Source organism: Burkholderia sp. 9775_39, assembly GCF_015712225.1.
Taxonomy (GTDB): domain Bacteria; phylum Pseudomonadota; class Gammaproteobacteria; order Burkholderiales; family Burkholderiaceae; genus Burkholderia; species Burkholderia cenocepacia.
In genome coordinates this window covers 254,652-279,714 of record NZ_JACCQC010000003.1, presented here as the reverse complement: position 1 = coordinate 279,714, position 25,063 = coordinate 254,652, and the positions used below count along the sequence as shown (strand labels likewise).

At 71.5% G+C, this 25,063-nt stretch carries 19 protein-coding genes; 5 read left to right on the top strand and 14 right to left on the bottom strand.

Going from position 1 to position 25,063, the window contains the following annotated elements:
* Positions 1-7: 7 nt before the first annotated feature.
* The 11 genes from bcsA to H0X90_RS06335 all read right to left on the bottom strand — a co-directional run bounded on the left by bcsA (position 8) and on the right by H0X90_RS06335 (position 18,162).
* Complete coding sequence (gene bcsA / locus H0X90_RS06385) at positions 8-2,545, bottom strand: UDP-forming cellulose synthase catalytic subunit (RefSeq protein WP_196438135.1); 2,538 nt, start codon at positions 2,543-2,545, stop codon at positions 8-10.
* Positions 2,542-3,321 carry a cellulose biosynthesis protein BcsQ gene (bcsQ, locus tag H0X90_RS06380; protein ID WP_077191074.1) on the bottom strand — a complete coding sequence of 260 codons (780 nt, stop codon included), beginning with the start codon at positions 3,319-3,321 and terminating at the stop codon, positions 2,542-2,544. The genes bcsA and bcsQ overlap by 4 nt, the downstream gene beginning before the upstream one ends.
* Positions 3,318-3,551 (bottom strand): hypothetical protein, encoded by a 234-nt coding sequence (locus H0X90_RS06375; protein WP_012492530.1) that lies wholly within the window; start codon positions 3,549-3,551, stop codon positions 3,318-3,320. The genes bcsQ and H0X90_RS06375 overlap by 4 nt, the downstream gene beginning before the upstream one ends.
* Positions 3,548-5,527: a cellulose biosynthesis protein BcsE gene (gene bcsE / locus H0X90_RS06370; RefSeq protein WP_006499000.1), complete on the bottom strand. Its 1,980-nt coding sequence runs from the start codon at positions 5,525-5,527 to the stop codon at positions 3,548-3,550. The genes H0X90_RS06375 and bcsE overlap by 4 nt, the downstream gene beginning before the upstream one ends.
* A 16-nt stretch (positions 5,528-5,543) precedes the next feature.
* Positions 5,544-9,449, bottom strand: a complete 3,906-nt coding sequence (locus tag H0X90_RS06365) for a cellulose synthase subunit BcsC-related outer membrane protein (protein ID WP_077191075.1) — start codon at positions 9,447-9,449, stop codon at positions 5,544-5,546.
* Positions 9,434-10,663, bottom strand: a complete 1,230-nt coding sequence (gene bcsZ / locus H0X90_RS06360) for a cellulose synthase complex periplasmic endoglucanase BcsZ (RefSeq protein ID WP_034195702.1) — start codon at positions 10,661-10,663, stop codon at positions 9,434-9,436. Before bcsZ ends, H0X90_RS06365 begins: the two co-directional genes overlap by 16 nt.
* Positions 10,664-10,666: 3 nt before the next feature.
* Entirely contained in the window at positions 10,667-13,000 is a 2,334-nt protein-coding gene (gene bcsB, locus H0X90_RS06355; RefSeq protein ID WP_034200704.1) for a cellulose biosynthesis cyclic di-GMP-binding regulatory protein BcsB, read from the bottom strand.
* 850 nt (positions 13,001-13,850) lie between these two features.
* On the bottom strand, positions 13,851-14,303 hold the full coding sequence (locus H0X90_RS06350) for a hypothetical protein (RefSeq protein WP_048988994.1): 453 nt from the start codon (positions 14,301-14,303) through the stop codon (positions 13,851-13,853).
* On the bottom strand, positions 14,303-15,712 hold the full coding sequence (locus H0X90_RS06345) for a phosphatase PAP2/dual specificity phosphatase family protein (RefSeq protein WP_077191076.1): 1,410 nt from the start codon (positions 15,710-15,712) through the stop codon (positions 14,303-14,305). The genes H0X90_RS06350 and H0X90_RS06345 overlap by 1 nt, the downstream gene beginning before the upstream one ends.
* Positions 15,709-17,478, bottom strand: coding sequence for a bifunctional alpha/beta hydrolase/class I SAM-dependent methyltransferase (locus H0X90_RS06340; RefSeq protein WP_006497536.1), 1,770 nt, complete (start codon positions 17,476-17,478; stop codon positions 15,709-15,711). The genes H0X90_RS06345 and H0X90_RS06340 overlap by 4 nt, the downstream gene beginning before the upstream one ends.
* 78 nt (positions 17,479-17,556) lie before the next feature.
* Positions 17,557-18,162, bottom strand: coding sequence for a CDP-alcohol phosphatidyltransferase family protein (locus H0X90_RS06335; RefSeq protein WP_077191077.1), 606 nt, complete (start codon positions 18,160-18,162; stop codon positions 17,557-17,559).
* A gap of 76 nt (positions 18,163-18,238) precedes the next feature.
* Here H0X90_RS06335 and H0X90_RS06330 point away from each other — a divergent pair, with 76 nt between their 5' ends.
* From H0X90_RS06330 to H0X90_RS06320, 3 genes are all read left to right on the top strand, one after another.
* The gene (locus tag H0X90_RS06330) at positions 18,239-18,526 is read left to right on the top strand and encodes a hypothetical protein (protein ID WP_153260034.1); all 288 of its coding nucleotides are present in this window, start codon (positions 18,239-18,241) and stop codon (positions 18,524-18,526) included.
* A 102-nt stretch (positions 18,527-18,628) separates the two neighbouring features.
* Positions 18,629-19,261: a lysophospholipid acyltransferase family protein gene (locus tag H0X90_RS06325; RefSeq protein ID WP_006481857.1), complete on the top strand. Its 633-nt coding sequence runs from the start codon at positions 18,629-18,631 to the stop codon at positions 19,259-19,261.
* Between the two features lie 37 nt (positions 19,262-19,298).
* A complete protein-coding gene (locus tag H0X90_RS06320; protein ID WP_006481850.1) occupies positions 19,299-20,228 on the top strand; it encodes a phosphatidate cytidylyltransferase in 930 nt (309 codons plus the stop codon).
* Positions 20,229-20,268: 40 nt separating this feature from the next.
* On the opposite strand, the gene H0X90_RS06315 is transcribed toward H0X90_RS06320, so the two are convergent.
* Positions 20,269-21,093, bottom strand: coding sequence for a hypothetical protein (locus H0X90_RS06315; protein WP_006497539.1), 825 nt, complete (start codon positions 21,091-21,093; stop codon positions 20,269-20,271).
* 260 nt (positions 21,094-21,353) lie between these two features.
* Between H0X90_RS06315 and H0X90_RS06310 the strand changes: the two genes are divergently transcribed.
* The gene (locus H0X90_RS06310) at positions 21,354-22,151 is read left to right on the top strand and encodes a LuxR C-terminal-related transcriptional regulator (protein WP_077191078.1); all 798 of its coding nucleotides are present in this window, start codon (positions 21,354-21,356) and stop codon (positions 22,149-22,151) included.
* 387 nt (positions 22,152-22,538) lie between these two features.
* Positions 22,539-23,360: a carbon-nitrogen hydrolase family protein gene (locus tag H0X90_RS06305; RefSeq protein WP_077191079.1), complete on the top strand. Its 822-nt coding sequence runs from the start codon at positions 22,539-22,541 to the stop codon at positions 23,358-23,360.
* Between the two features lie 33 nt (positions 23,361-23,393).
* Here H0X90_RS06305 and H0X90_RS06300 read toward each other — a convergent pair whose 3' ends face one another.
* Both H0X90_RS06300 and H0X90_RS06295 read right to left on the bottom strand, forming a co-directional pair.
* Positions 23,394-23,705: a hypothetical protein gene (locus tag H0X90_RS06300; RefSeq protein ID WP_058901356.1), complete on the bottom strand. Its 312-nt coding sequence runs from the start codon at positions 23,703-23,705 to the stop codon at positions 23,394-23,396.
* On the bottom strand, positions 23,705-25,063 hold the full coding sequence (locus H0X90_RS06295; protein ID WP_077191080.1) for an acyclic terpene utilization AtuA family protein: 1,359 nt from the start codon (positions 25,061-25,063) through the stop codon (positions 23,705-23,707). The genes H0X90_RS06300 and H0X90_RS06295 overlap by 1 nt, the downstream gene beginning before the upstream one ends.

Below are 25,063 nucleotides of genomic sequence, written 5' to 3'. Positions count from 1 at the left end.
CGCCGCGTCAGTCGCGCGCGCGATCGAGCTTCGGCGCGAGCATCGTCTGCACGCCGCGCGCCGCACCCTTCCACATTCGTACGTAACCGTCCAGCCCGATCCGCAGCACTTCCTTGAGCCCGCCGAGCGGCGTGTCGGGCCGCGCGCCTTCATGCCAGTCGAGCCACGCATCGGCGCGACCGAACGTGCATTGCACGAGCTGGCGTTCCTGTTCGAGCGTCAGTTCGTCGAAGCTCACGCCGACATGGGTCGACGTCACGCGCGTCACGCGCACCGGGAACGGGAACGCGCGGTCGCCGCGCGTCACGCACACCGTCAGCGTGTCGCCGACGGCGAGCGGCAGCCCGGGCACCGCTTCGAGCCCGAGACCGCCGGTCGAGTAGTCGCTCGTGAAGCACGCGGCGGTCGAGCCGTCGGCGAGCAGCAGCATCGCCGGCACGCGCATCGCGATCCGGTGCGTGACGCGCACCTGCCTGGTCTCGCGCGCGACGGCCAGCGCCGCGCCGAGCATCGCGAGGTTGTACACGGTCCAGCCGAGCGTGATCAGGATCGTCGACGCCTCGTCACCCTGGTCGGCCACGAGCCGCCACAGGCCGGCGGCGATCGCGAGCACGTTCAGCGCGAACAGCACGAGATACGGCTTCGACGTCGACCAGTCGACGTAGCCTTCGTCGATCTTGCCGCCCTTGTCGGTCACGTTGAACTTGCCGTGCTTCGGGCTGAAGAACGCGACGGTGGTCGGCAGCGCGATGTACCACGCGAGCACCGATTCGTAGACCTCGGCCCAGAACGAATGCCGGTAGCGGCCCTGCATCCGCGAGTTCGCGATGTTCGCAAGCACGAGATACGGGATCACGTAGCTCGCGAGCGCCAGCGACGACGCGTTGATGAAGTACAGGTGGAAGAACAGGTACGCGAGCGGGATCGTCAGGAACACCAGCCGCGGAATCCCGTAGAAGAAATGCAGCATCGCGTTGCCGTAGCAGATCCGCTGGATCAGGCCGAGCCCGCGCCCGAGGAACGGGTTGTCGATGCGGAAGATCTGCGCCATCCCGCGCGCCCAGCGCGTGCGCTGCTTCACGTGGCCGGCAAGGCTTTCGGTCGCGAGGCCGGCCGCCTGCACGGTCGGCAGGTACGCCGACGTATAGCCGCGCCGGTGCAGCTTGAGCGCCGTATGCGCATCCTCGGTCACGGTCTCGACCGCGACGCCGCCGACCTCCTCCAGCGCGCTGCGCTTGAGCACCGCGCACGAGCCGCAGAAGAACGTCGCGTTCCACAGGTCGTTGCCGGACTGCACGAGGCCGTAGAACAGGTTGCCCTCGTTCGGGATCTCGCGGAACGTGCCGAGGTTGCGCTCGAACGGATCGGGCGAGAAGAAATGGTGCGGCGTCTGCACGAGCGCGCACTTCGGGTCGCGCAGGAACACGCCCATCGTCGTCTGCAGGAACGAGCGCGTCGGCACGTGATCGCAGTCGAAGATCGCGATGTACTCGCCGTGCGTCTTCGGCAGTGCGCGGTTGATGTTGCCGGCCTTCGCGTGAAGGTTGTCGTCGCGCGTCAGGTAATCGATGCCGGCCTCGGCCGCGAATGCCGCGAATTCCGGACGGCGGCCGTCGTCGAGCAGGTATACGCGCAGTTTCGCGCTCGGCCAGTCGATGCTCTGCGCGGCGAACACGGTCGGCTTCACGACCGACAGCGGCTCGTTGTAGGTCGGGATATAGACGTCGACGGTCGGCCAGTTGTCCGGATCGTCGGGCAGCGGCACGATCGGCCGGTCGAGCGGCCACGCGGTCTGCACGAAGCCGAGCAGCAGGATCATCCACGTATAGGCTTCGGCGCCATACAGCAGGTAACCGGCGACGGCTTCGACCGGGCTGCGGAAGTCGAGCGTCTGGGTCGTGCGCCACCACACGTAGCGCACCGCCGCGAGCAGCGCGAGCGACGCGAGCGCAAGGGTCGGCAAATGGCCCGGCAGGCGGCGCAGCGCGAGCGCGAGCACCGCGACGATCGCGAAGAACGCGAACTGCGCGCCGGGCATCAGCGGCGACATCCCGGCCGCGGCCCACAGCACCGCGCCGGCCACCAGCAGCAGCGGCGCGAGCCAGCGGCGCCGGCCGACGCCGTTCGCGCGCGCATCGAGCCAGCCGCCCCAGCGCGCCCACGGCAGACGCTCGAGCATCGCGTTGATGCGCCGGCCGAGCGCGCGCCCCGCCACGTAGACGGGCACCACGAACGTGTCGAACCACGCGAGCGGATCGCGCGCGGGACGGCCGTCGGCCACGCGCGGCGCGCGCACGATCGCGCGCCACAGCCATTCGCGCACGCTGAGCGGCTGCAGCACGCCCCAGTCGTGCGCGAGCCGCAGGAACGCGACACGCACCCAGCGGCGTACGTGATCGGGCCGGCCAGGCGGCGGCGCGTGGAAAAACAGCCGCACGAGCCAGTCCACCCGCGTGCGTTCCGCCGGCAGCCCGATGCCGCGCGCGCACAAGTCGGCCACGCGCCGGCCGAACGCACGCAGTCGCGCGCCGAACGCGGCCTTCATCGCGCGGCTCCGGTACGGCCCGCGACGGTCGCCGCGAGCCACGTGTCGACCCAGTTCGCGACGCCGTTCAGGTCGTGCGACGCCTGCGAATACGGCGCGTCGTCGAAGATCCAGCTGCCGCGCGCGAGCGCCTCGGGCACGGCCGCGTCGACGTGGATGCGCTGCTCGAGCATCGACGCCGGCCCCGCGACCGCACGCAGCATCGCCAGCGCGTCGCGCTGCATGTCGCGCGCCGGGTTCAGCCGGTTCACGACGATCTGCAGTTCGCCGCGGCCGGCCCGCAACGCGCCGAGCCGCGCGGCCGTCGTCGCGCACGCGACCGGCTCCGGCGGCACGACGACGAGCGTCAGGTCCGCGCAACGGATCGCCTGCGCGGCCTGCGGCGACGGATAGCGGGCGGTGTCGACCAGCACGACGCCATCGGTCGGCAGCGCGATCTCGTCGAGCGCGCGCGGCAGCCACGCCGGATCGGCCACGAGCCGCGCATCGCACGCGGCGGCCTCCGCCGCATCGACTTGCCCGTACGGCACGAACAGCACGCCGTCTGCGTTGCGCCACGTGTGCGCGTGCCACGGTTCGGCGCCGCCCAGCAGGCTGTGCGCGAGACCGTGTTCGGCCAGCGTATCGAGGCCGAGCGTCGCGCCCATCAGGTTCTGTGCATCGAATTCGACGGCGACGACCGGCCGGCCGCGGCGCGCGAGCAGTACCGCGAGCGCGGCGGCGAGCGTCGTGCGGCCCGCGCCGCCCGTCGTCGAGGTGAGGGCGATCGTTTTCATCGTGGCGCCTTGCTGTCGCGCTCGTTGAGTTCGCCGCCTTCGTTGCCGGCGCCCGGCAGCAGGCGGCCGCGCAGCGCGACCGGCACGAGTGCGCACGGCACCGCGTCGCGGCGGTCGATGCCGCGCGGCGCGTGGAAGCCGCGGCCGACGCCGAGGTGCTGCGCGACGATCCATACCGGCACCGCGATCACGATACCGACGATGAAGCCGATGACGAGTTCGGCGATCATGCGTCCTCCTGCTTGCGCAGCGGCATCGCGCTGCGGACGGCGCCGCGCGCACGCGCGGCGGGAATGACGGGGTCCGGCGTCGACGCGACGCCGGCCTCGACGGCGGCGGGCGTGGCCTGCTGCGGCACGCCCATCGCGTCGAGCGCGACCAAGGTATCGATCGCGTCGATCGCGGCGCTCACCTCGCTCGCGTCGGGCAACGCCGCACCGGGCTCGGCGGGCGCGGTCGATGCGCGCGCGGCGCCCGCCGGCTGCGGCGCCGCGAACAGGTCGCTGTAGTCGGCGATCGGCGCGCGCCGGTTCGCGGCCTTCAGCGTCTCGAGCTCGGTATCGATGCTGCCCTGCCCGAGGCACACGACGCGGTCGGACAGCGTATCGACCGGCACGTCGAAAATCCGCGCGAGCGCATCGTCGGCGTCGACCGGCTCGCACGCGAACAGGAACACGAACAGGTGCGCCGCATCGGCCGTCACGACGTCGCCCGCGCGGCGCGGCCGGCAGTGCCGCAACGCATCGACGTGCGACACGCCCGGCAACAGCGTGAGCTTCGCGAGCGTATGCGGCAGCGCGAGCACGGCGCCACGATCGAGCACCGCGCGAATCCGCTGGCAGAACGCGCCGACCGGCAGATAACCGAGCACCGAATCGCCGAGCGCGGCCGCGAGCGCCGCGCGATAGTCGGCCGCGACGGGCCGCGCGTAGAGCTGGCCGCGCAGCGCATGCACGGCGGCCTGCATCCGCGAGACGGGCAAGTCGCGCGCGACGACCCGGTTCGCGCCGACGCTCAGCACGAGCACCTCGAACTGGTGGCGCAGCACCTCGCCGCGCTCGACGACCGCGATCTTCAGCGCGCCGCCGCACTGCCGGCGCAGCGCGTGCACGTCCGCGCACAGCGCTTCGAGTTGCGCATGCGAGCGGAACACGAGTACCGCGGTCGCGGCCTGCGCGCTCGCGCACGCGGCGACGACGGCCGCATTGTCGTCGACGATCTCCCAGCCGTCCGGCACGCGGCTCGCGCCGTCGACCACCGCGCGGCTGACCACCACGCGATCCTCGTCACTCGCGAGCTTCATCCGGCGCGCCGGTTCGGTCGCGCCGCCGTCGACGCTCGCCGACAGCCGGCCGCCCGGCGCGAAGCGCAGCGGCCGCACCTCGCCGGCCGCGAGCGTGTCGCCCGCGCGCCAGAAATCGACGATCCACAGCAGCTCGCCATGCGTGCGCTGCAACTGCGCGACGCCCGAGCAGATGCCGTGGAAGCCACTGCGCGGCGTGCGATCGGCATCGCGCACGAGCGGCGCATCGTCGGCGCGCGCGTCGCCGCCCGCGCGGGTCGCTTCGGGGTCGAGCAGCAGCACGAGCGCGATCCGGCGCGTGCGGCACCAGTCGGCCAGCGCGTGCGCTTCGTCCGCGAGCGCGACCGGATCGTCCCAGCTGAACCAGCGCTGGGCGCCTTCGACGAAATACAGCGAACGGGCATGCAGCCCGTAGCGCTTCATCGCGCGCAAGCCGCCGGTCAGCCGCGCGAACGGGCCCGGTGCCGCACGACGCGGCGTGCCGCCGGCCGCACCGGCATCCACACCGTCGTCGGCCGGCCCGGCCGCCGGCGGCATCGCCAATACGTTCAGGTTGCGCGGCCAGCCGGCCGGCTGCGCGCCGCCCGCGAAGCCGAGCGAGGCCATCTGCGCGGCGACGCGCGCCGGATCGCGCGCCAGCACGACCGTGACGTCGCGCGTGCGCGCCTGGCGCGCGCTTTCCCACACGAGCGCATCGCAGCCCGGCGTGCCGGCGGCCGCGTAGATCGCATACAGGCCGCCGGCTTCCAGTTGCGTCCAGGTATCGGGCAGGCCGTCGATCGCGAGCCGGCTCAACGCGCCGGCGCGGCCGCCCGCCGGCCCCATGCGCAACGACGCGCGCAGGCGATCGACCAGGCTGGTGGCGCCGGGCGCGAGGCGGGTGGCATCGAATTCCGTAGTCACGGCGTTCCCCTAGTCCCTAGTAATCCGAATAAAGCCGCACCGGCGTCGGCGTGACGAGCCAGCTGCGCGGCGCGCGCGCATCGAACGCATAGCGCAGGTACACGAGCGCCGAGCTCGGCGCATAGTCGTGCGACCGGTCGATGTGCAACTGCGCGCCGACGCTCAGGTGCGGGTTCACGCGATACTCGACGATGCCGTTCACGCCGTAAGAAAACGACACGCCGCGCGTCGAGCTGCCCGCATAGACGAACCCGGCCGCCACCTGCGCGGCGCGCTGGTCCGAGAACGTCGGGTAATACAGCGAATCCTTTTCGTAGCTGTTCGAGATCCCGCCGGTAACGGTCAGGTCCCACGACAGCGCATCGCGCCGCCCCGCCCATTCGATCGGCACGCCGAGCGACAGGTAGCGCTGCGGGCTGTAGTAGCCGCCCTGCCCGTACGTGTAGTAACGCAGGTTCTGCGCGTAGTGCCACGCAGTGCCGACGAGCCCCGTGCTGAGCTTCATCGTCGCGCGCTCGTACACGGGCACCGTGAAACCGGTGCGCAGCGTGACTTCCGCGTTGCGTTCGACGTTGCGGCCGGACAGCACGCCCGCGCCGAGCTCCGCGAACAGGTTCGTGCGGCCGACGTCGACCGACGCACGCAGGTTCACGCCGTCGCGGCGCACGCCGCCCCACACCGCGCCGGTCCACGGGTCGCGCATCCCCGCGTACGACAGCACGCTGCTCGTTTCCGGCCTTCGCGACGCATTCACCGAGAAGCTCGCGGGGCCCGCGTCGAAGCGATAGCGCACGCCGCCGACCAGGTAATGCACGGGGAAGCCGAGCGGCGACGTGCCGAGATCGACGCGCCACGCGTCCGACAGATAGCCGGCGCCGAGCGCGACGCCCGTCGTCGACTGGTGCAGCGAACCCGGCGGATTCGCGAGCAGCGCGGCGGCCGGCTGATTCAGCTGGAATGGCGGCGGCAACCCGTTTTGCGCGCGGAGCGCCGCGTAGGTGCCGAACGTCTTCAGCGAATAGGCGTCCGGGTTGCTCGTGTCGAGCGTGCCCGGGTCGAGATGCACGGTGTCGATCTGCGCGAACACGTGCCCGTCGTAACGGACCGGCATCTGCATATAGATCGGCACCTGCTGCGCGCGATACGACGAGATGCCTTCGTCGCCCGATTTGTACGCGGGTATCCAGCCGGTCTCGATCTCGGGATTGCGCCGCTGCTGCAGATCCGCGAACGCGGCCTGCGCGGGCGTCAACCCGTCGCGGCCCGGGCTCACGCCCGTCGCGCGTTCCTGCGACTGCGACAGCCGGTACAGCGACGCCGCGTCGTCATAGCGCCCCTGCGCCTCGGCCACGCGTCCGGCCGCGACCGTCACGTCGGCGCGCGCCGGATACGCGGCCTGCAGCCGGTCGGTGATCTGCGCGGCTTCGTCCGGGCGGCGCAGCGCGTTCAGGCGGCGCACGGCCGACAGTTGCGTGTCGACGTCGTCGTCCGGCGTGCGCGCCAGCACGGCCTGCACGCGCGCGCGTGCGGCGGCACGGTTGCCGCTGTCCTCGTCGATCCTGGCGAGCGCGAGCTGCACATCGGCATCGTCCGGCATGGGCGCCACGACCGGCGCGAGCGCATCGCGCGCGGCATCGTAATGGCCCTGCGCGCGTTCGAGATCGGCGAGTTCGAGCGCGTAACGCTTGTCCGCCCGGCCGGCCGGGCTCGCGCGGTCGAGCAGCGTGCGCGCCTGTGCGTAGTCCTGTCGCGCGATCGCGTCGTCGGTCTGCCGCAGCACGAGCCGCAGCGACTGATCCTCGAGCCGCGCGGTCTGCGCGGGCGTCAGCGGCGAGTCGCGGCGCAGCGTGTCGAGCCACGCGGCGAGCGCGTCGTCGCGCCCCGCGCGGCCGAGCAGGTCGCCGTAGCGCAGCCGCACGTCCGCGTCGGCTTCGCGCGGATGCGCGGCGATCCAGTCGCGCAGCGGCGCGAGGCCGCGCTCGGGTTCGCCCGCGTCGATCCACTGCGCGCCGATCGCGGCGAGCATGTCGGGATCGTCCGGTGCGCTCGCCTGCGCGTGCGCGAGCGTGGCGGCGAATGCCGCGCGGTCGCCGCGTGCGTGCGCGCTGCGTGCGTCGGCCAGCGCGCTTTCGGCATCGAGCTTGCGCGCCAGTGCGCGCATCCCGTCCGAACGGTGCGCGTCGTCGACCGGCGCCAACACGGCTTGAGCGCCCGCGACATCGTCGAGCGAGTTGCGGTACAGCGCGTTCGCGTAGCGCATCTCGGGCGTATCGCGCTGCGCGAGCCCGTCGTCCATCACCGTGCGGCCGAGCTGCGGCAGCCCCATGTCGCGATAGAGGCGCGCGAGCGCGAAGCGCGTCCACGGCGCGTCGGGCGCCGCGCGCACGGCCGCCTCGTAGCGCTGCGCGGCCGGCCCGCGTGCGCCCTTGTCGGCCAGCGCGCGCGCCTCGTTCGCGAGCAGGTCGCCGCGCAGGCCGTCGAGCGCGCGGCGATCGTCGGCGCCCGTCACGCGCCCTTGGAGCGCGTCGAGCAACGGGCCGATCCGGTCCGCGCGGCCGGTGTTTTCGTACAGCGTGGCCGTGTCGCGCACGGCCGACAGGCTCGGCGAACGCGCGGCCAGCAAGCCGCGCAGCAACGGCTCCGCCTGCGCCCAGTCGCGCTGCGCGAGCAGCGCATCGGCGAGCTGCAACTTCGCGTCCGGGTTGTCCGGCTGCATCGCGAGCGCCGCCCGCGCGGCGCGCTCGGCCTCCTTCGGGCGCCCCGCACTGGCCGCTTCACGGCCTTGGGCGAGCACCCCCCAGAACTGCGCGGTACGCGCGAGGCTTTGCCATTTGCCGCGCTGGTCGGTCGCACGCGTCGCGGCCCGCGCGAACAGCACGCGCGCTTCGTCGTGCCGCCCCTCGCGCAGCCGCAGCAGGCCGAGCCCGCCCAGCGCATCGGCGTCGTCCGCCCGCGCCCGCGCGGCGCGCGCGAGCAGCGGATCGGCGGCGGCCAGATCGCCGCGCGCGAGTGCCTGCAGCCCGCGCTGTTGCGCGATGTAGTCGGGATCGCGTTCGAGCCGGCGCCGCGCGTCGCGCTGCCGATCGAGGCCGGCGGCGCGGTCGCGGAATTCGGTGTCGTCCGGCGCGAGCGCGAGATACGCGTGCAGCGCGTCGAGATACGCGGGATCGCTGCCGGCCGATTGCAGCACGCGCCGCCACAGCGCCATCGCTTCCGTGTGGTCCGCGTCGTTGCGCTGCGCGAGCGACGCGGCGATCCGGTTCGCTTCCGCGCGCGTGTCGTCGCGCTGGTTCAACAGCCGCGCGAGCGCGACCGATGCGCTCGTGTCGCCCGGATCGGCCGCGATCGCGCGGCGCAGTGCGGCGATCGCCGGCTCACGCCCGCCCGGCGCATTGGACACGATCTGGTAATACTCGGCGCCGAGCGCGCCCGCCGGTGCGCCGTTCGGAAACAGCGCGACGATCCGCCGTGCCGCCTCGTCGGCACGGCCGCTGCGCGCGAGCAGCCGGATCTGCGCCATCTCGCCGCGCCCGCTCGTCGCGACCCGGTATTCGTCGGCCACCCGCCGCGTGGCCGGCACATTCGGCGACTGCGCCTGCAGCCGCGCCAGCGACGCCTGCGCGCCTTTCGCATCGCCCAACCGCAGCAGCACGCGCACCTGTTCGGCCAGCAGCTCGGGATCCCCCGGCGCAATCAGCAGGCCCTTGCGCAGCGCATCGCGCGCGAGATCGTCGCGATGCTTGATGCCCCACATCCGCGCGGTGTCGAGTTCGCGCCGCGCATCGGCGGCGGCCGAGGTCGACGGTGTCGCCGAAGTCGCGGAGTTCGCGATCGCCGGGCCCGACGCCGCCGCGCACACCGACGACGCGAGCCATGCGAATCCCGCGACGTGCGGCGCGGCGCACTTCAGCGGGCGGCGCACGAACGGTCTCCCCAGCGGGTGTCGAGCGTGCCGTCCGCCCCGAACCGGTAGCGGCCGTCGCGCCAGCCGAGGCCGAACAGCGTCAGCACGCTGGTGTAGTAGCCGGGCGCCGACTGGCGCGCGAGCGTATCGACGCGGGCCGCCTGTGCATCCGCGAGCGCGTGCTGGCCGCGCGCGTCGAGAAACGGCACGGCCGCCGCGGAGAAGCCGCCGTTGCCGTCGTTCGGCCCCGCGACGCCCGTCGTCGTATCGACCCGCTCCGGCGGCGCGCCGTGCGCGGCGATGGCATCGGCGAACGGCGCGAACTTCGCGAGCAGCGGCGCGGCGAGCGGATCGGCACGGTCGAGCATGCCGGCCCACAGGTACACGCGGATCGCGTTGTACGCGCTCTGCGCATGCGTGTCCGGATCGGGCCCGAAACCCTTGCCCGCGCGATACAGCGCCCAGTCCGGCGAGAACCCCTTCGGCGCGGTGTCGAGCAGCACGCGCCCGGTACTGGACGCCAGCGCGGCCCAGCGACGGTCGTCGGGCAGCCGCGCGCCGAGCGCGCGAATCACCTGCGGCGGCGAATAGCTCGGGTTCACGCGCCATTGGCCGTCGGCCAGCTTGAACCCGGTCGGCCCCGGCAGCAGCGTGAGGCCGAGGCCCGGCACGGTCGCCGTCTCGGCGTCGAGCACGCGCTTCGCGAGCAGCGCGCCGCGGGCCGTATAGCTGCGCTCGCGCCACAGCCGTCCGGCCTCGACGAGTGCATACGCGATCCACAGGTCGGCGTCCGACGCAGGGTTCGCGTCGAGCACGCGCCACGCGCCGTCGGGCGCGCGGCCCCACAGCCACGCAGGCAGGTGCGCGCTCAGGTCGCCCTGCGCGAGGTTGTTCTCGGTCCATGCGAGGATCGTGTCGAACATGCGCCGGTCGTTCGCGACCAGCGCGAAGAACAGTCCATACGCCTGCCCCTCCGATACCGTGCGCGAATCGGCCGAGCCGACGTCGATCACGCGGCCGTCGGCCGAGATGAAATCGCGCTTGAACGCGTCCCAGCGCGGCCACGCCACGCTGCATCCGGCGCCGGCCGCGTCGGCCGCGCCAGTCCCGGCGGCGTGCGCGCGCGTGGCCATGCCGGCCGCCGCGCACGTCACCGCCAGCGCCAGCGCGAACGTCGCGCCGACACGCCGCGCCGGCCGCGTTGCCCGTCGCTTCGTCATTGCCCGCGCCATCCGTTACATCCCCCGTCGACGCGCGGCGATGCGCTGCAGCACGCTGAACACGCCGAGCGCGAGCAGCAGCCCCGCGACGACGCCGACCGCGCCGAGCACGACCGGATGCCGCGCCGCCTCCGTCCACACGCGCGCATACCACGGCACGAAGCCGACCACGTAAGGCTCGCCGACCCGCAGGCTGTCGACCTGCCCCGGCCGCACCAGTGCGAGGTCGCCCTGCAGTTGCGACACGAGCCCGGCGTTCTCGAACACGTCGAGCAGATCGCCGAGGCGCGCCTGGTCGGTCGCCGTCAGCGCGACGACGCTGCGGCCGCGGCTGCCCGGCAGCTCGAAACCGGCGAGCGCCGCGAGCGGGCCCGTCTGTTCGATGTGCGCGCCGCCGTCGGCGAGGCCCACGCCGTTGCGCCAGCGCTCCTTCACCGTGAACGCGACGCGCGTCGCGCCGCCGCCGGCGCCGCCCTGCTCGCCGATCGCGAGCGGCAGCGCCGCGCGCCAGTGCGCGAGCAGCGGCGACGCCGGCGAGCCGTCGATCACGAGCAGATCCTTGTGCCCGGACAGCGCGGCGACGTCGCCGGGCCGCGCAACTTGCACGCGCAGCGCCGGGAAGCCGGTCCATTCGCCCATGTGGCCGAGCATCGTCAGGTAGGCCTCGAGTTCCTGCGGCGACGGCCGCTCGGGCAGCACGATGGCCGTCTGCGACAGGTCGGCGAAGCGCGTGAACGGGAAGCCGCTGTTCGCGAAGAACGCGAGGTTCGGCAATTGCGCGTAATGAACGAAGTGCGAGAAGTCGATCGTCGAATCCGGATCGATCGCCGCGCGCTGCGGCTCGGTGGCCGTGCTCGAACACAGGCCCGTCTTCTGCGAATCGAGCGAGAAGCGGAACTGCAGCTGGTTGCCGCTGCCGACGCGGAACGCGGGAATGTCGACGTCGCTCGTCACGCGCCCTTCCGGCACCGACAGCAGCGGCAGCTGCATGCGGCCGTGCGCGTCTTCGGCGTGGGCCGGCCCGAGCCGGTACGACTTCACGAGCTGATCGTTGATCTCGACCGCGAGCGTCGAGTTGTCCTGCACGGTCGGCGCCGTGTAGCGGTAGCGCAGCGTGATCGGCACGCCCGCGCCGTTCCACGAATGCAGATCGGCCGGCACGCGCAGGTTCAGCCGGATCGCGTCGGGCGTCGTGCCGCGCACTTCGAGCTGGCGCGGATCGTCGACGAGCTCGCGGAACGCGATCGGCCGGTTCACCGGCAGCCAGCGCGGTGCGTCGTACGGCTTGCGCGGCGCGCCCAGATCGACGTGCGCGACCGACGCCGCCGGCCCCGACAATGCCGCGCGGCCCAGCACGAGCGTCGCGACCGCGTCGTCGACCTCGGCCGCCGTGCGGCCCGTGACGACCAGCAGCTTGCGCCCCGGCGCGGCCGGGTTGTCGGCGACCGCGAGCAGCGGGCCGTTGACGGGTGGGAGCGCGAGACCGGCCGGCAGCGTCGCGGCCGTGCCGACCACGACGGCCTGGTCGTCGGCCGGCAACGCGGCCGACACCGGGAAACGCGCATGCCGGTAGTCGGCCAGCGCGCCGAACCACGACGCGAGCACGCCCGCACTGCGCAGCGTCGCCGAATCGGCCGTCGCCGGCAGCACGAACGGCAGCCGCACGCGGCCGTTGTCGCGCCGGTCGAAGAACGGTGCGGGCAGCAGCGCGAGATCATTCGGCAGGCGCACCGGCGATTCGTCGAGGATCAGCTCGCTCGTCGGGCTCACGTCGGCCCACAGCGCCGAGTTCGACGGATCCTCGCAATGGTCGAGCGTGTAGTGCGCGATCAGGCGCAGGCCGATCTGGTTGAAATCGGAGAAGTAGCGCGGATCGATCGGGATCTCTTGCGTCACCGTGCGGCCCGCGCGCGCGGCGTCGAACGGGACGGTCGCGACCACCTCGCCGTTCACCGACACCTTCAGGTGCGACAGCGGAAAGACCAGCGACGGCGAATACGCGTAGGTCAGGCGCAACCGCGCGCCGGTGATCACGCGGTCGAGCCGCACGCCGGCGTTGATCGTGCGCGCGTCGTCGGCGCCGCGCAGGCGCAGCGGATCGAACGCGCCGAGCGACGCGAACGGCACATGCACGGTCGTCGCCGGCAGGCCGGCGGCCGGCGCGCTGGCCGCCGCCGGCGCGGCCACGGGCCCCGCGGCGGGCGCGACATCGGCCGCCGCCGCGTGACCGGCAGCGGCCGTCGAAGCGGCGGCCGGCACCGCCGGCATCGGCGCGGCCGACAGCGCGGCCGCATGGAAAGCGCCGGTCATCGCGGTCGCGAGGACGAACAGCGACACGGCCGGCTTCATGCACCGCTCCGCTTCGTCACGATGGTCCCGTCCTTCTGCGCGTCGAAAGCGACGCGCGCAAAGCAGCTATGCCCGTAAGTGCACATCCCCTCTGCTTCCCCTCATTCATGGCCTGATTGCATTTATCGGAACGACGCGGCGGATTCTTCAATGATCGGTTCGCCGCGCGGCGGCGCGCCTGGCACCGGCGGCCGCCCATTCGTCACACTATCTCAAAAATAGAACAGAACTTACCGTGATTCGCGACTGAGAAGCGAAAAAAATCTCAATTCGGTCGGAAATGCTGCGCAGGAAGAGTGAATGGCAAGAATTGCGCCGTTGCTGCCGGATGGCCGGAACGGCGTCGTTCCGACGCACGGCGGCCGGCCGGGGCACCGGTGGCGGCCCGTTGCAGGCCGCCCGGAACGCGCTGCCGCGAGCGGCGCGTATGCTACCGCAAGCGCGCGTCGCGCGACGTATTTTCTTCGTGAAAAACTGACCTGGATCAATTCGTCGACGCCGCCATCCGCCACCGGGGCGGGCAACGGCGCGACGCAGGTCGAAATCGCGAAATCCGAGGCCGGCCCCTGCGAGCACGCTGGCGCAGGGCCGGTTGCCGTCGATCGCGCGCGCTCCGGCTGCGCCCGCCCCCGGCCTCCGCGATGACGCGCATGCGCGACGCACGCGGCCCGCGCGCGGCCGGTCGGCACATCGGTCGAACGACAGGGGCGCTACGGCCGGCTATCCGCACCGGCAGTGTGAAACGGTCGGCCAACGGCGCCCATACGAAGAACGTACCCACCGCGCATCCGAACCAGACGCTGCAGGAAACCCATCGAACACGATCGCGGCGCACCGGCACCGCCCCTCGCTAACCGATCGGCGACACCGCGATCGCGATCCCGACGACGAGCCACTGCACGATCGCCACCAGCACGGCGGTCCGGCACAGCCCGACCGCGCCGCGCACGCGCGCGTCGAGCGTGCGCCCGGCCTTCGCCGCGTCGATCCAGCCCAGATCGGCGAGCGCGCGATCGAGCGCCGCGAGCCCGTCGTCGACCGCCCCGTCGTCGCCCACCGTCCGCGCCAGCGCGGCAAACAACCGCCGGTCGATCTCGATACGAACCGCGTACCACAGCGCCGCGATCCCCGCCCCCGCGCTGACGACGGCCAGCAGCACGCGGGCGAGCGTCGCCGGCGCCCAGCCCGCCGCGATCCAGCCACCCGCGCCGGCCGCGGCGAGCGCGGCCACGAGCGCCCATGCGCCCGCGTCGAGCGCGCCGCGGGCGGCGGCAATCCTGAACGGTGCCGACGGATCGCGCATCACACGCGCCCCGCATCGCGACGGCGATCGATCCACTGCTGCAGCACGGCCACGCCGTCATCCGACCACACCGCGTGCGGCCGGACCGCGCGCACCGCGGCCAGCGCGTCGCGCGCATCGGCCAGCCCGCGCCGCGCGGCGAGCCACGCGGCCGCGCACAGCACGCTGCGGCCATAGCCGAGCGCGCAGCAGACCAGTATGTCGCGCCCCTCGCCGTGCAGGCGTTCGAGCGCCGCGACGGCCTGCGCGAGCTGCGCCGCGGTCGGGGCGACGAGATCGAGCTGCGGCACCGACGCATACGCGAGCGCTGCATCGGCCGCCGCCCAGCGCGGCATCTCGGCGGTCAGGTCGACCAGCGCGGTGAAGCCGTCGCGCCGGATGTCGCGCGTCGTCGGCGTCCGGCCGATCGACACACGCTCGTCGATCCGCACCGGCGCCGGCTGCCGGAACGTCCACAGCCGCGAATTGACGAACGCGCCGGCGATCGTCGGCGCGAGCAGCCAGCCGATGAAGACCGGCAACCGTCCGTGCGCATCCTTCTGGAACGCGCCGGGCGCGCCACGTCGATAAGCCCATGCGACGCAGGCGAGCGCCAGCGCGACCCACCCTGCCGCCAGCGCCCAGCCCGGCGCGCGCGGCACGCACGCCAGCGCCGCGAGTGCGACCAGTGCGGCGCCGCACGCGTAGCGGCGCGCGAGCGCGCGGCCGGCCGCGGATGGCGACGCCTCGGCGCCCGGCAGTCGGCCCGCGGCATCGCGCAACGGAAACAGGAACAGTGCGAGACAGCCGACGGCCGCCCCGGTCGGCACGTCGATCGCGTGATGCTGGTAGGTCGTCAGCACCGACACGCCGATCGCCGCGAACCACAGATGCAGCACGACGCGGGCGAACGTGCCGCGCAGATGCTTCGCATAGACGGCCCACAGCACGACCAGCAACCCGATATGCAACGACGGCGCCTGGTTGAACGGCTTGTCGAAACCCATCAGCAGCGTGAACAGCGCACCGGCCACGCCGCCCGCGTCGGGTCGCTCGAAGCCGAAGCGCAGCGGCCACGCGATGAAACACGCGACCGACACCAGCTGCACGGTCAGCAGCCGCTTCACGTGATCGAGCAGATCGTCGCGGCGCGTCCAGAAGAAGAACGACAGCGCATACAGCAGGTCGATCGACCAGTACGGCACGATCGTCCACGGCACGAACGGGATCGCCTGCTCCCAGCCGAACGCGAAGGTCGGCACCGCGGCGCGGCGCGCCGCGAGCCAGTTCGCGAAGCCGTAGGTCGAGAAGAACACCGCGCCCATCGCCGCGAGCCAGCCGAAGCGCAGCACAAACGACGCGTCGCGCGCGCCGGCCGCCGGCTCGGTCAGCCCGTCGCCCGCACCCGCGCCGCCGCCGAGCGCGCTCATGACGCGTCGACCCGCTGCGCGAGGCTCACCGTGAAGATGCCCATCTCGTCGATCCGCTGGTCGAGCTTGCGGAAGCCCGCCCGCGCGACGAGCTCGTCCATTTCGGCCTGCGAACGGCGTCGCATCACCCAGGTCGATTCGCCGCGGTGGTTGTTCAGCGCGCGGGCGATGAATTCGAGCTGCGGATGCCACGGCTGCCCCGTATAGACGAGATAGCCGCCCGGCGGCACGGCCTGCGCGAGCCCGCGCAGCGAACGCTCGATCAGCGCGTTCTCGCCGAACAGCTCGTACAGGCCCGACACGATCGCGAGCGTCGGCCGCGGCTCGAGCGTCGCGAGCGACGCCTCGTCGAACGCGTCGCCGCGCTCGAAGCGCGCGATCGGCTCGAGGCCGCGCTGCGCGATCAGCACGCGCCCGGCTTCGACGTTCGGCGGGCTGTAGTCGCGCAGCGTGATGTCGTCGGGCGCCGCGCCGTCGCGCTCGGCGGCCATTGCGATCGCGTCGAGCACGTAGCGCCCGTGGCCGGCCGCGATGTCGACGATCCGCACCGGCGAGCCGTGCCCGCGCAGGCGGCCGATCGCCGCGCCGATCAGTTCCTGCAGATGCACCTTGCGCTGGCGGATGCCGACCCAGCCGGGCGAATCGAGATACGTGCGGTCGATCAGCGCGCCGACGCCGAGCCGCCCCTGCGCGCGGTTGCGGTACACGTAGTCGAGCGTCGAGCCCGAATCGAAGCCGAGCCGCAGCCCGAGCGCGATGCCGTCCGACAGCGCGCCGCCGGCTTTCAGGCCGGCGCGCGTGAGCGCCCAGTACGCCCGCGCGAACACGTTGGCCGGCGGCCGGCCGAGCGCCGCATATTCGTCGTGGAACGCGCCGCGCCGGTCGGCATCGACGAGCGACACGCGCGGGCTCGGCGCATCGAATTCGCGCAGCACGAATGCGCGCAGCGGCGCGAGCGCCTGCGCACGGTCGCGCTCGCCGAGCGTGTCGTGATAGAAGCCCGGCAGCACGATGCGCTCCTTGCGCGCCGAGCCGAGCCGTTCGAAGAAGCGGTCCTGCGGGCCGCGATGCACGACCCAGTCGGCGCCCGAAATCAGCAGTTGCGTGGGCACGGTGATCGCGGCCGCGTCGGCGACGATCCGCTGCGCGGTATCGTGCAGGTCGAGCAGCATGTTGACCGCGATCGGCCGCGTGATCAGCGGATCGGACGCGTAGCTCGCGATTCGCTCGGGATCGTGCGTGAGGAATTTCGGTTTCACGTAGCTGTTCACGTAGAACAGCCCGCGCAGCTTGTGCATCAGTCGCAGCCCGGGCCGCGCGAACGGCACGTAGAGCTTGATGTGGAACGCCGGCGACGCGACGACCAGCGCGCGGATCGGCGGCGCGTAGTCGTGCGCCCAGGTCGCCGCGAGCACCGCGCCGACGCTCTGGCCGACCACGGCCATCTCCTCGATCGCGATGCCGTGCGTGTCGCGGATATGCTCGACGAAGGTCTGCAGGTCGCGCACCGACGCGGCCGCGCTCGGGCTGTAGCCGCGCGCGCCCGGCGAGCGGCCGTGGCCGCGTGCGTCCCATGCAAAAAAGGCGAACTCCGGCAGGTCGAGCTCGTCGACGAGGTGCGCGACGCGCGCCGAATGTTCGTGGCCGCGGTGCAGCAGCACGATGGCGCCGCGGCAGCGCGCGCCTGTGGCAGGCCAGTGACGATAGAACAGCGTTTCGCCGTCGTGCGTGATGAAGTCGGCCTCACGGGCCGTGCGTGCGCTCATGCGATCTCTCTCGTTTCGTTATTCGAATGTGTGCGGCGCCGCCCTCCGGCGCCGGTCCGGCTTTCGCGTCGGCTGCCGTCAGCCGCCCGCTTCGGCGATGCCGGCCTGGACGCGCCGCACCACCGTCACGATCGACAGCACGATCAGCAGCCGCCACAGCCATGCGGCGACGCTGCCGACCGGCAAACCGAAGCCGATCCACAGCGCGAACGCGCCCAGTGCCAGCGCCCGGTCGCTCTTGCCGAACGGGCCGTCGTAGCGGCGCGTCGCGCCGACGAGCGGGCCGATCAGCCCCGCGCATTCGACGATCACCGCCGTCAGCGCGAACAGCCAGACGTCCGCCGGAGCGAACGCGGAAATGGCGAGGAACGGCAGCACCAGCGCGACATCGGACACGATGTCGCCCAGCTCGTTCAGGTACGCGCCGAGCGTGCTCTTCTGCCCGTGCTCGCGCGCGAGCATCCCGTCGATCGCATTGAGCGCCATCCGCGCGAACAGCCACAGCGGAATCAGCAGGAACAGCGCGCGGGCGAACACGCCGAGCCCGGCGAGCGCGCCGACGACGATCGAACCGCCGGCCGCGAACAGCGTGACCTGGTTGGCCGTGACGCCGCGTTCGGCGAGCGAATTCGCGAACGGGCGCAGACGATTCTGGAATTTGGGTTTGAGTGCGTAGAGGCTCATCGTTTCGTATTCGTTTTATTCGTGCGGCACGGTCGGATGCATTTCCCGCCGCGATGCCCCGGGCGGCGAAACGGCCTTGGCCGGCCTGGCTGGAACGGCCCTCATCGTCGCCGAGCCGCCCCGATGCGTCAAGCATGCGGCCGGCCGGCCGCGCGGCGCCAATCTGGCGTTTTTTGGCGAAACTCGCGATAATCCGCTGGCCCGAGCGCAGCGAGATCGATTCGAACTGCAGACGGGCACTCGTGCAACAGCCGATTATCACGCCGCCGACCGGCGCATTCGCCGCGACGCAACAGCGTGCGACGGCGAATCGTCCGATTATCGCGGACCTGCGACAGGCAGCCACGAATTTGAAAAAATTTAAACAAGAGCCGTCCGGCGCGCATCCTGCCGCGCCGGCATTCCGGGGTTCCGCCCGCCGCGCATGCGCAGCGGGCCGGGCATGCACGCAGGAGGCAGCGCGCCGATGAACATCCTCAACGTCTGGCAGCGCGATTTCCTGCTGTCCATCGTGCGGCTCGTCGCCGGCGCGTATCCGGTCTGGCATCAGGCGCCGCCGTCCCCGACGCAGAAGATCTACTTCTCGAACCATACGAGCCACATCGACACGCTCGCGATCCTCGCCGCGCTGCCGCGCGACGTGCGTGCGGTCGTGCGGCCGGTCGCCGCGCGCGATTACTGGGACAGCAGCGACCTGAAGCGCCACATCGCGCAGAAGCTGCTGAACGTCGTGCTGATCGACCGTCATCGCGAATCCGGGGGCGACCCGCTCGATCCGGTGCGCGACGCGCTGCGGCAGGGTCACTCGATCATCATCTTCCCGGAAGGCACGCGCGGCGCCGACGTATTGCCGCAGCCGTTCAAGAGCGGGCTGTTCCATCTCGCGACCGAGTTCCCGGACGTGGCGCTCGCGCCCGTCTATCTCGAGAACCTGCAGCGCATCATGCCGAAGGGCGCGATCTGGCCCGTGCCGCTGATCTGCAAGGTGCATTTCGGCGCGAACGAAGCGCTCGGCGCTCAGGAAGACAAGCCGACGTTCCTCGCCCGCATGCGCGACGCGGTCATCGCGCTCGCGCCGCCGCAGCGGCCCGCCGGCTGAACGCGGCGCCCCCTTCTTCCTTTTCCGGACATCAACCATGCGAACCCTCTTCTGGGAACTGGTCGCGGGCGTCACGGGCGTGCTCGTCGTCGCGACCGTGATCGGCGCGATCCTCGGCGCGCGCAGCGGCGGCACGAGCGCGACCATCGTCAACCTGAACCAGCGCATCCGCGCGTGGTGGGCGATGATCGCGATCATGGCCGTCGCGATCGGCCTCGGCAACAACGTCACGTATCTGGTGTTCGCGCTGCTGTCGTACCTGACGCTGCGCGAATTCATCACGCTCACGCCGACCACCGCGAGCGACCACACGACGCTCTTCATCGCGTTCTTCGTCGCGATCCCCGTGCAGTACCTGCTACTCGGCATCAACTGGTACGGGATGTACTCGATCTTCGTGCCGGTGCACCTGTTCTTCGCGATGTCGCTCGTGTCGGCGCTCACGCAGGACACGCGCGAATTCCTGAGCCGCAACGCGAAGATCAACTGGGCGCTGATGGTGTGCGTGTACGGGCTGAGCCACGCGCCGGCCGTGCTGATTCTCGACATCCCGCGCTACGCCGGGCAGAACGCGCTGCTGCTGTTCTTCTTCCTGTTCGTCGTGCAGATCAGCGACGTGCTGCAATACGTGGTCGGCAAGCTGTTCGGACGCCGCAAGATCGCGCCGCAGCTGTCGCCGTCGAAGACGATCGAGGGCTTCGTCGGCGGCGGCCTGCTGGCCACGCTGTGCGGCGCCTCGCTGTATCGCGTGACGCCGTTCAGCTTCGGCGCGGCGTTCGGGATCTCGCTCGCGATCGTGATCGCGGGCTTCGTCGGCGGGCTCGTGCTGTCGGCCGTCAAGCGTTCGCTCGGCACGAAGGACTGGGGCTCGATGATCGCCGGCCACGGCGGGATGCTCGATCGCGTCGATTCGATCTGCTTCGCCGCGCCGGTGTTCTTCCACCTCGTGCGCTATCTGTACGTGTGAGGCGCGGGCGGCGCCATGCCGCCCGTGCCTGCGAGAAGCATCAGTATCCTTCGCGCAATGCCTTCGGCACGACGTAGCGGCCCCGTGCCGCGTCGAACTTCACCGTATGGCGCGCGTGGATGGCCTTGCCGCCGCGCGTGCCCGTTTCCGTGACCGTCAGCGGATAGACGTCGCCGGCGCCGGTCAGGTCCGGCGCGATCTCGAAGCGCCGTTCCTCGCAACGCGCCCGCGCATTCGCACATTCGCTCGATTCGGCATTGTCGAGCGCCTCGTCGATGCGCGCCGCCGCCAGCACCAGCGCATTGCCGTACGGCAGCCAGATCGACCGGAAGGTTTGCGTATAGCCTTGCCGCATGTCCCCTTCGCCGATGACGAACCCGAACAGGTGCGGCCCGAGCCGCTCGATGCGCACCGTGCCGGGCTCGCCGCGCTGGCCCGACGCGATCTGCGTCTTCTTCACGATCGGCTCGAGCGTCTTGCCGCCGGCCGTCGGCTTCAGCACGTACAAATCGATCGCGCCGGTCGAAGCGTCCGAATCCATGCCCGGCATTCCGTTCTGTACCGCAGCCTCGGTCTCGCCGCACATCGCGAGCAGCGTGCGCGGGCCGTCCGCGGTCGCGACGCGCAGCGAACCGCACGGCGCATAGATGAAATCGTCGCCGTCTGCCTGCCAACCCTTGCGGTCGGCACGCCAGTTGCCGTACGTGTCGTGGACGAAGGTCTTCAACGAACGGTCAAGCCGGACCGGCTCGGCCGCATGAACGGGCGACGGCGCGGAGAGCGCCGTGAGTACCGCGAGTGCGCCAAGTGCGGCGAGCGAAGCCGCGAGCGGCTCGAGACGTGTGTTCCGGTGCGGGACGGTCATGACGAGGTTCGTTCTGGTCGGAAAGAAACGTTGCGGAAAGTTGCAAGTGTGCACGATCACGGTTGCCGTGGCGCGATGCCGGTGCCGCGCACCGGCCACGCCGCACGGCCTCGCCAATCGCGTCGGCCGGCGTTACGATCTCGTTCTTCACTCCAGGCTCCGTACGATGCGCGCGGGAATCGGCCGGCGAGGCCGTCGCGTCCACGCACGGCGCGGCGCCGCACGCGCCGTACGGCCGCCCCCCCGACATGGACACCCGCATGAACCTGACCTTGCAGGACGTCGCCTGGCACCGCTCGGTCGGGCGGCTCATCGAGACGCTCGACCAGCCCGGTTTCTGGCTGTCGCTGATCCGGCTGATCGAGGAATACGTCGCGGTCGACAGCTGGGTCGCGCTGACGTTCGGCGACGGCCGCCCGCAGGTGTTCGCCGAATGCGCGTACGAAGGCGGCGGCCCCGATCCGCTGTTCCGCGACTACGTGCAGGGACTGTACCTGCTGGACCCGTTCTACATCGCGAACCGCGACGCGCCGACGAGCGGCCTGTTCCGGCTGTCCGACGTCGCGCCCGAGTGCTTTCGCGACACCGAGTACTACACGCGCTATTTCACGCACAACGTCGTCGAGGACGAGGTGCAGTTCAACGTCGTGCTCCATGACACGCGCACGCTGTGCCTGTCGCTCGGCAGCAAGCGGCGCTTCAGCCCCGAACACGTGGCACTGCTCGACCTGGTGCGGCCGTGGGTCGCCGCGCTGATGCGCCAGCGCCTCGCATACGAGCCCATGCTGGCCGAACCGGCTCCGTCGCGCCGGCCCGGCGCCGATGCCGGGAACGGCTTCGAGCACGCGATGGCACGGCTCGGCACGCCGCTCACCGCGCGCGAGCTCGACGTGATCCGGCTGATCCTGAGCGGACGCTCGAACAAGGAAGTCGCGAGCAAGCTGGACATCTCGGCCGAAACGGTCAAGGTGCACCGGCGCAACATCTACGCGAAGCTCGCGATCAATTCGCAGTCTGAACTGTTTGCGCTGTTCCTGAAGGCGCAGACCGATACGTGACGATCGGGCGGCGTGACGCGTTCGCGGCCCGCATTGCGCCCCTCCCGTACCGCCGATACGCGCTATCGGCTGCGCCTTCTGTGCAAACGAACGGCACGCCCCTATCCTTGCGCGATCCGATCCGGTCTGCCCGTTCGACACGAAACGGGCGGCAGACGCTGGCCTGGGTTCTGATGGCACCTCCTCGTCAGTCAGGACCTGTTCGCCGACCCTTTCCGAAGGGTCGGCGTTTTTTTCATGGCTGCCCGCACGTCGTTCACGAGATCAATACCCCCAACGGGTTAGCACGTCGGCGGGATGGGCAACGACAGGGTTCGGCGCATACTAGGACCTCGTTCCAACCGCTCCGCCGCCTGTCGCGACGGGCCACTGCCCCCGAAACCACCCATGAAGCTGAAGCTCGACATCGTGCAGCTCGCCGGCCGCGACGGCGACACGCCCACCAACCTGCGGCGCACGCTCGAAGCGATCGCGACCTGCGCCCCCGGCACCGACCTCGTGATGTTCCCGGAAGCGCAGCTCACCGGCTTCCTCGATCCGTCGAATCTCGCCGAACTCGCCGAGCCGCTCGACGGCCCGAGCGTCGGTGCGGTGATCGCGGCCGCCCGCGCGCGCGACGTCGCGGTCGTGGTCGGGCTGATCGAGAACGATGGCGGCCGCTTCTACAACACGACCGTGTTCGTCACGCCGAACGGCATCGCGCTGCGCTACCGCAAGACGCACCTGTGGGTCAGCGAGCACGGCGTCGTGCTGCCCGGCGACCGCTACGCGACGGTCGAATGGCGCGGCGTGCGGATCGGCCTGCTGATCTGCTACGACAGCGAATTCCCGGAAACCGGCCGCGCGCTCGCCGCGCTCGGCGCGCAACTGATCCTCGTGACCGACGGCAACATGGAGCCGTACCGCAACGTCCACCGCACGTCGGTGACGGCGCGCGCGATGGAGAACCAGGTGTTCGCGGCGGTCGCCAACCGCGTCGGCGGCGGCAGCCACGACGTCGTGTTCGCCGGCGGCAGCCTCGCGGTCGACCCGTTCGGCGACCTGATCTTCGAAGCCGGCAACACCGAATCGCGGCACGCGATCGAACTCGATTTCGATCAGCTCGCCGCGTCGCGGGCGGTGTACGACTATCGTCGGGATCAGCGCCTGCAGATCGCCGGCGAGCGCATCGAGCACGCGGACGGCCGTCGCGAACTGCTGATTCCGTAAGCGCCCTGCCGCGTCCGGGCCGCGACGCCGTCGTCACGCCGGGTCGGGCACCTCGATCGCGAGCAGCGCCGAACTGACCGACTTGCCGTGCGCGTCGAGCGCGAGCGAGCGCGTCACGCCGCCGCCGAGCGCATCGCGCAGCACGAAGTTGAACGCACCGAGCGCCGGCAGTTCGTAGCGCACGACGTCGCCGTGCACGATGCCCGCGAGCCATGCCTTTACCGTTTCCGCATCCACATGCATGCGCAGATGGTCGTAATGACGCGGATCGCGGCAGATGACCGACACGTTCAGCGTATTGCCCTTGTCGCCGGTGCGCGCATGCGCGAGTTCACGCAGTTGCATCAGGCCTCCACGAATGAAAACGACGGCGTCACGGCCGCGCGCGGCAGCAGCACCGACTGCACGGCGATCACCTCGCGCGTCGACTTGAACGCGCCGCCGCCGCCGGCCGGCCCGTTCGTATAGAGCGTCTCGACTTCGTTGCCGATCCGCGCGGCTTCGGCGGCGTTCGCCGCGCGGCCGGCCACCCGCACGCGCACCTCGGCCGGCTCGCCGCGCACGGCCGGCGTCGCGTCGCCATACAGCGCATCGACGCCGATCAGGTCGAAGCGCAGCTCGCTCGCCGCGACGCCGGTCAGCGCGAGCCGCTCGCGAACGATGTCGAGCGCCAGACGCGCCCGGGCGAGCGCGCCGGGGCCGCCGTACGAGATCTGGCCTTCGCCGATCCAGCCGTCGACATACGCGACCGACACCTTCAGCGTATCGGGCCGCGCGGTGCCGCGCCCGCCCGTCACGCGCACGCGATCGGCCGCTTCCTCGGCGACCGCCACGCGCGTGAAATCGGCCACGACGTCGGGTTGCAGATACCGTGCCGGGTCGTGAATCTCGTAGAGCAGCTGTTCCTTGCAGGTCGCCGCGCTCACGCGGCCGCCCGCATGCGGCACCTTCGTGATCACGACCGCGCCGTCGGCCGCGACCTCGCCGAACGGGAACCCGAGCCGCGCCAGATTCGGCACGTCCTTGTAGCCGGGATCGGCGAAATAGCCGCCCGTCACCTGCCCCGCGCATTCGAGCAGATGGCCGACGACGGTCGCCTGCCCGAGCCGGTCCCAGTCGTCCATCCGCCAGCCGAACGCATGGATCAGCGGCGCGGCGAACAGCGACGGATCGGCGACGCGCCCGGTCAGTACGACGTCCGCGCCGGCCGCGAGTGCGTCGACGATCGGCGCGGCGCCGAGATACGCGTTCGCGGACACGATGCGGTCGCGATACGCGGCGACTGCGTCGCCCGATTCCTCGAAGCGGAACGCCCCGCGCAGCACGACGTCGAGCACGTCGTCGCCTTCGACCGCCGCGACTTTCAGCCCCGCGATGCCGAGCGACTGCGCGATCCGCGCGGTACGCCGTGCGGCCGCGCGCGGGTTCGCCGCGCCCATGTTCGACACGATGCGCACGCGCCGGGCCGCCGCGACCGGCAGCACCGCGTGCATCCGCGCATCGAGCAGCGGATCGTAGCCGAGCGCCGGGTCGTTGCGCCGCGCCTGCTGCGCGATCGCAATCGTGCGCTCGGCCAAGCATTCGAAGACCAGGTAGTCGAGCTGCCCGTGTTCGGCCAGTTCGACCGCGGGCTCGATCCGGTCGCCCGAGTAGCCGGCGCCCGCGCCGATGCGCACGCGCCGTTCAGGTTGCTTTGCTGTCAT

Bases quoted from the DNA above. Each gene is read 5' to 3' on its own strand.
- bcsB (WP_034200704.1), bottom strand. From the start codon at position 13,000: ATGAAGCCGGCCGTGTCGCTGTTCGTCCTCGCGACCGCGATGACCGGC.
- bcsA (WP_196438135.1), bottom strand. From the start codon at position 2,545: ATGAAGGCCGCGTTCGGCGCGCGACTGCGTGCGTTCGGCCGGCGCGTG.
- H0X90_RS06375 (WP_012492530.1), bottom strand. From the start codon at position 3,551: ATGATCGCCGAACTCGTCATCGGCTTCATCGTCGGTATCGTGATCGCG.
- H0X90_RS06335 (WP_077191077.1), bottom strand. From the start codon at position 18,162: ATGAGCCTCTACGCACTCAAACCCAAATTCCAGAATCGTCTGCGCCCG.
- H0X90_RS06305 (WP_077191079.1), top strand. From the start codon at position 22,539: ATGAAGCTGAAGCTCGACATCGTGCAGCTCGCCGGCCGCGACGGCGAC.
- H0X90_RS06310 (WP_077191078.1), top strand. From the start codon at position 21,354: ATGAACCTGACCTTGCAGGACGTCGCCTGGCACCGCTCGGTCGGGCGG.
- H0X90_RS06295 (WP_077191080.1), bottom strand. From the start codon at position 25,063: ATGACAGCAAAGCAACCTGAACGGCGCGTGCGCATCGGCGCGGGCGCC.
- H0X90_RS06340 (WP_006497536.1), bottom strand. From the start codon at position 17,478: ATGAGCGCACGCACGGCCCGTGAGGCCGACTTCATCACGCACGACGGC.
- H0X90_RS06350 (WP_048988994.1), bottom strand. From the start codon at position 14,303: ATGCGCGATCCGTCGGCACCGTTCAGGATTGCCGCCGCCCGCGGCGCG.
- H0X90_RS06315 (WP_006497539.1), bottom strand. From the start codon at position 21,093: ATGACCGTCCCGCACCGGAACACACGTCTCGAGCCGCTCGCGGCTTCG.
- H0X90_RS06320 (WP_006481850.1), top strand. From the start codon at position 19,299: ATGCGAACCCTCTTCTGGGAACTGGTCGCGGGCGTCACGGGCGTGCTC.
- bcsQ (WP_077191074.1), bottom strand. From the start codon at position 3,321: ATGAAAACGATCGCCCTCACCTCGACGACGGGCGGCGCGGGCCGCACG.
- H0X90_RS06345 (WP_077191076.1), bottom strand. From the start codon at position 15,712: ATGAGCGCGCTCGGCGGCGGCGCGGGTGCGGGCGACGGGCTGACCGAG.
- H0X90_RS06300 (WP_058901356.1), bottom strand. From the start codon at position 23,705: ATGCAACTGCGTGAACTCGCGCATGCGCGCACCGGCGACAAGGGCAAT.
- H0X90_RS06325 (WP_006481857.1), top strand. From the start codon at position 18,629: ATGAACATCCTCAACGTCTGGCAGCGCGATTTCCTGCTGTCCATCGTG.
- bcsZ (WP_034195702.1), bottom strand. From the start codon at position 10,663: ATGGCGCGGGCAATGACGAAGCGACGGGCAACGCGGCCGGCGCGGCGT.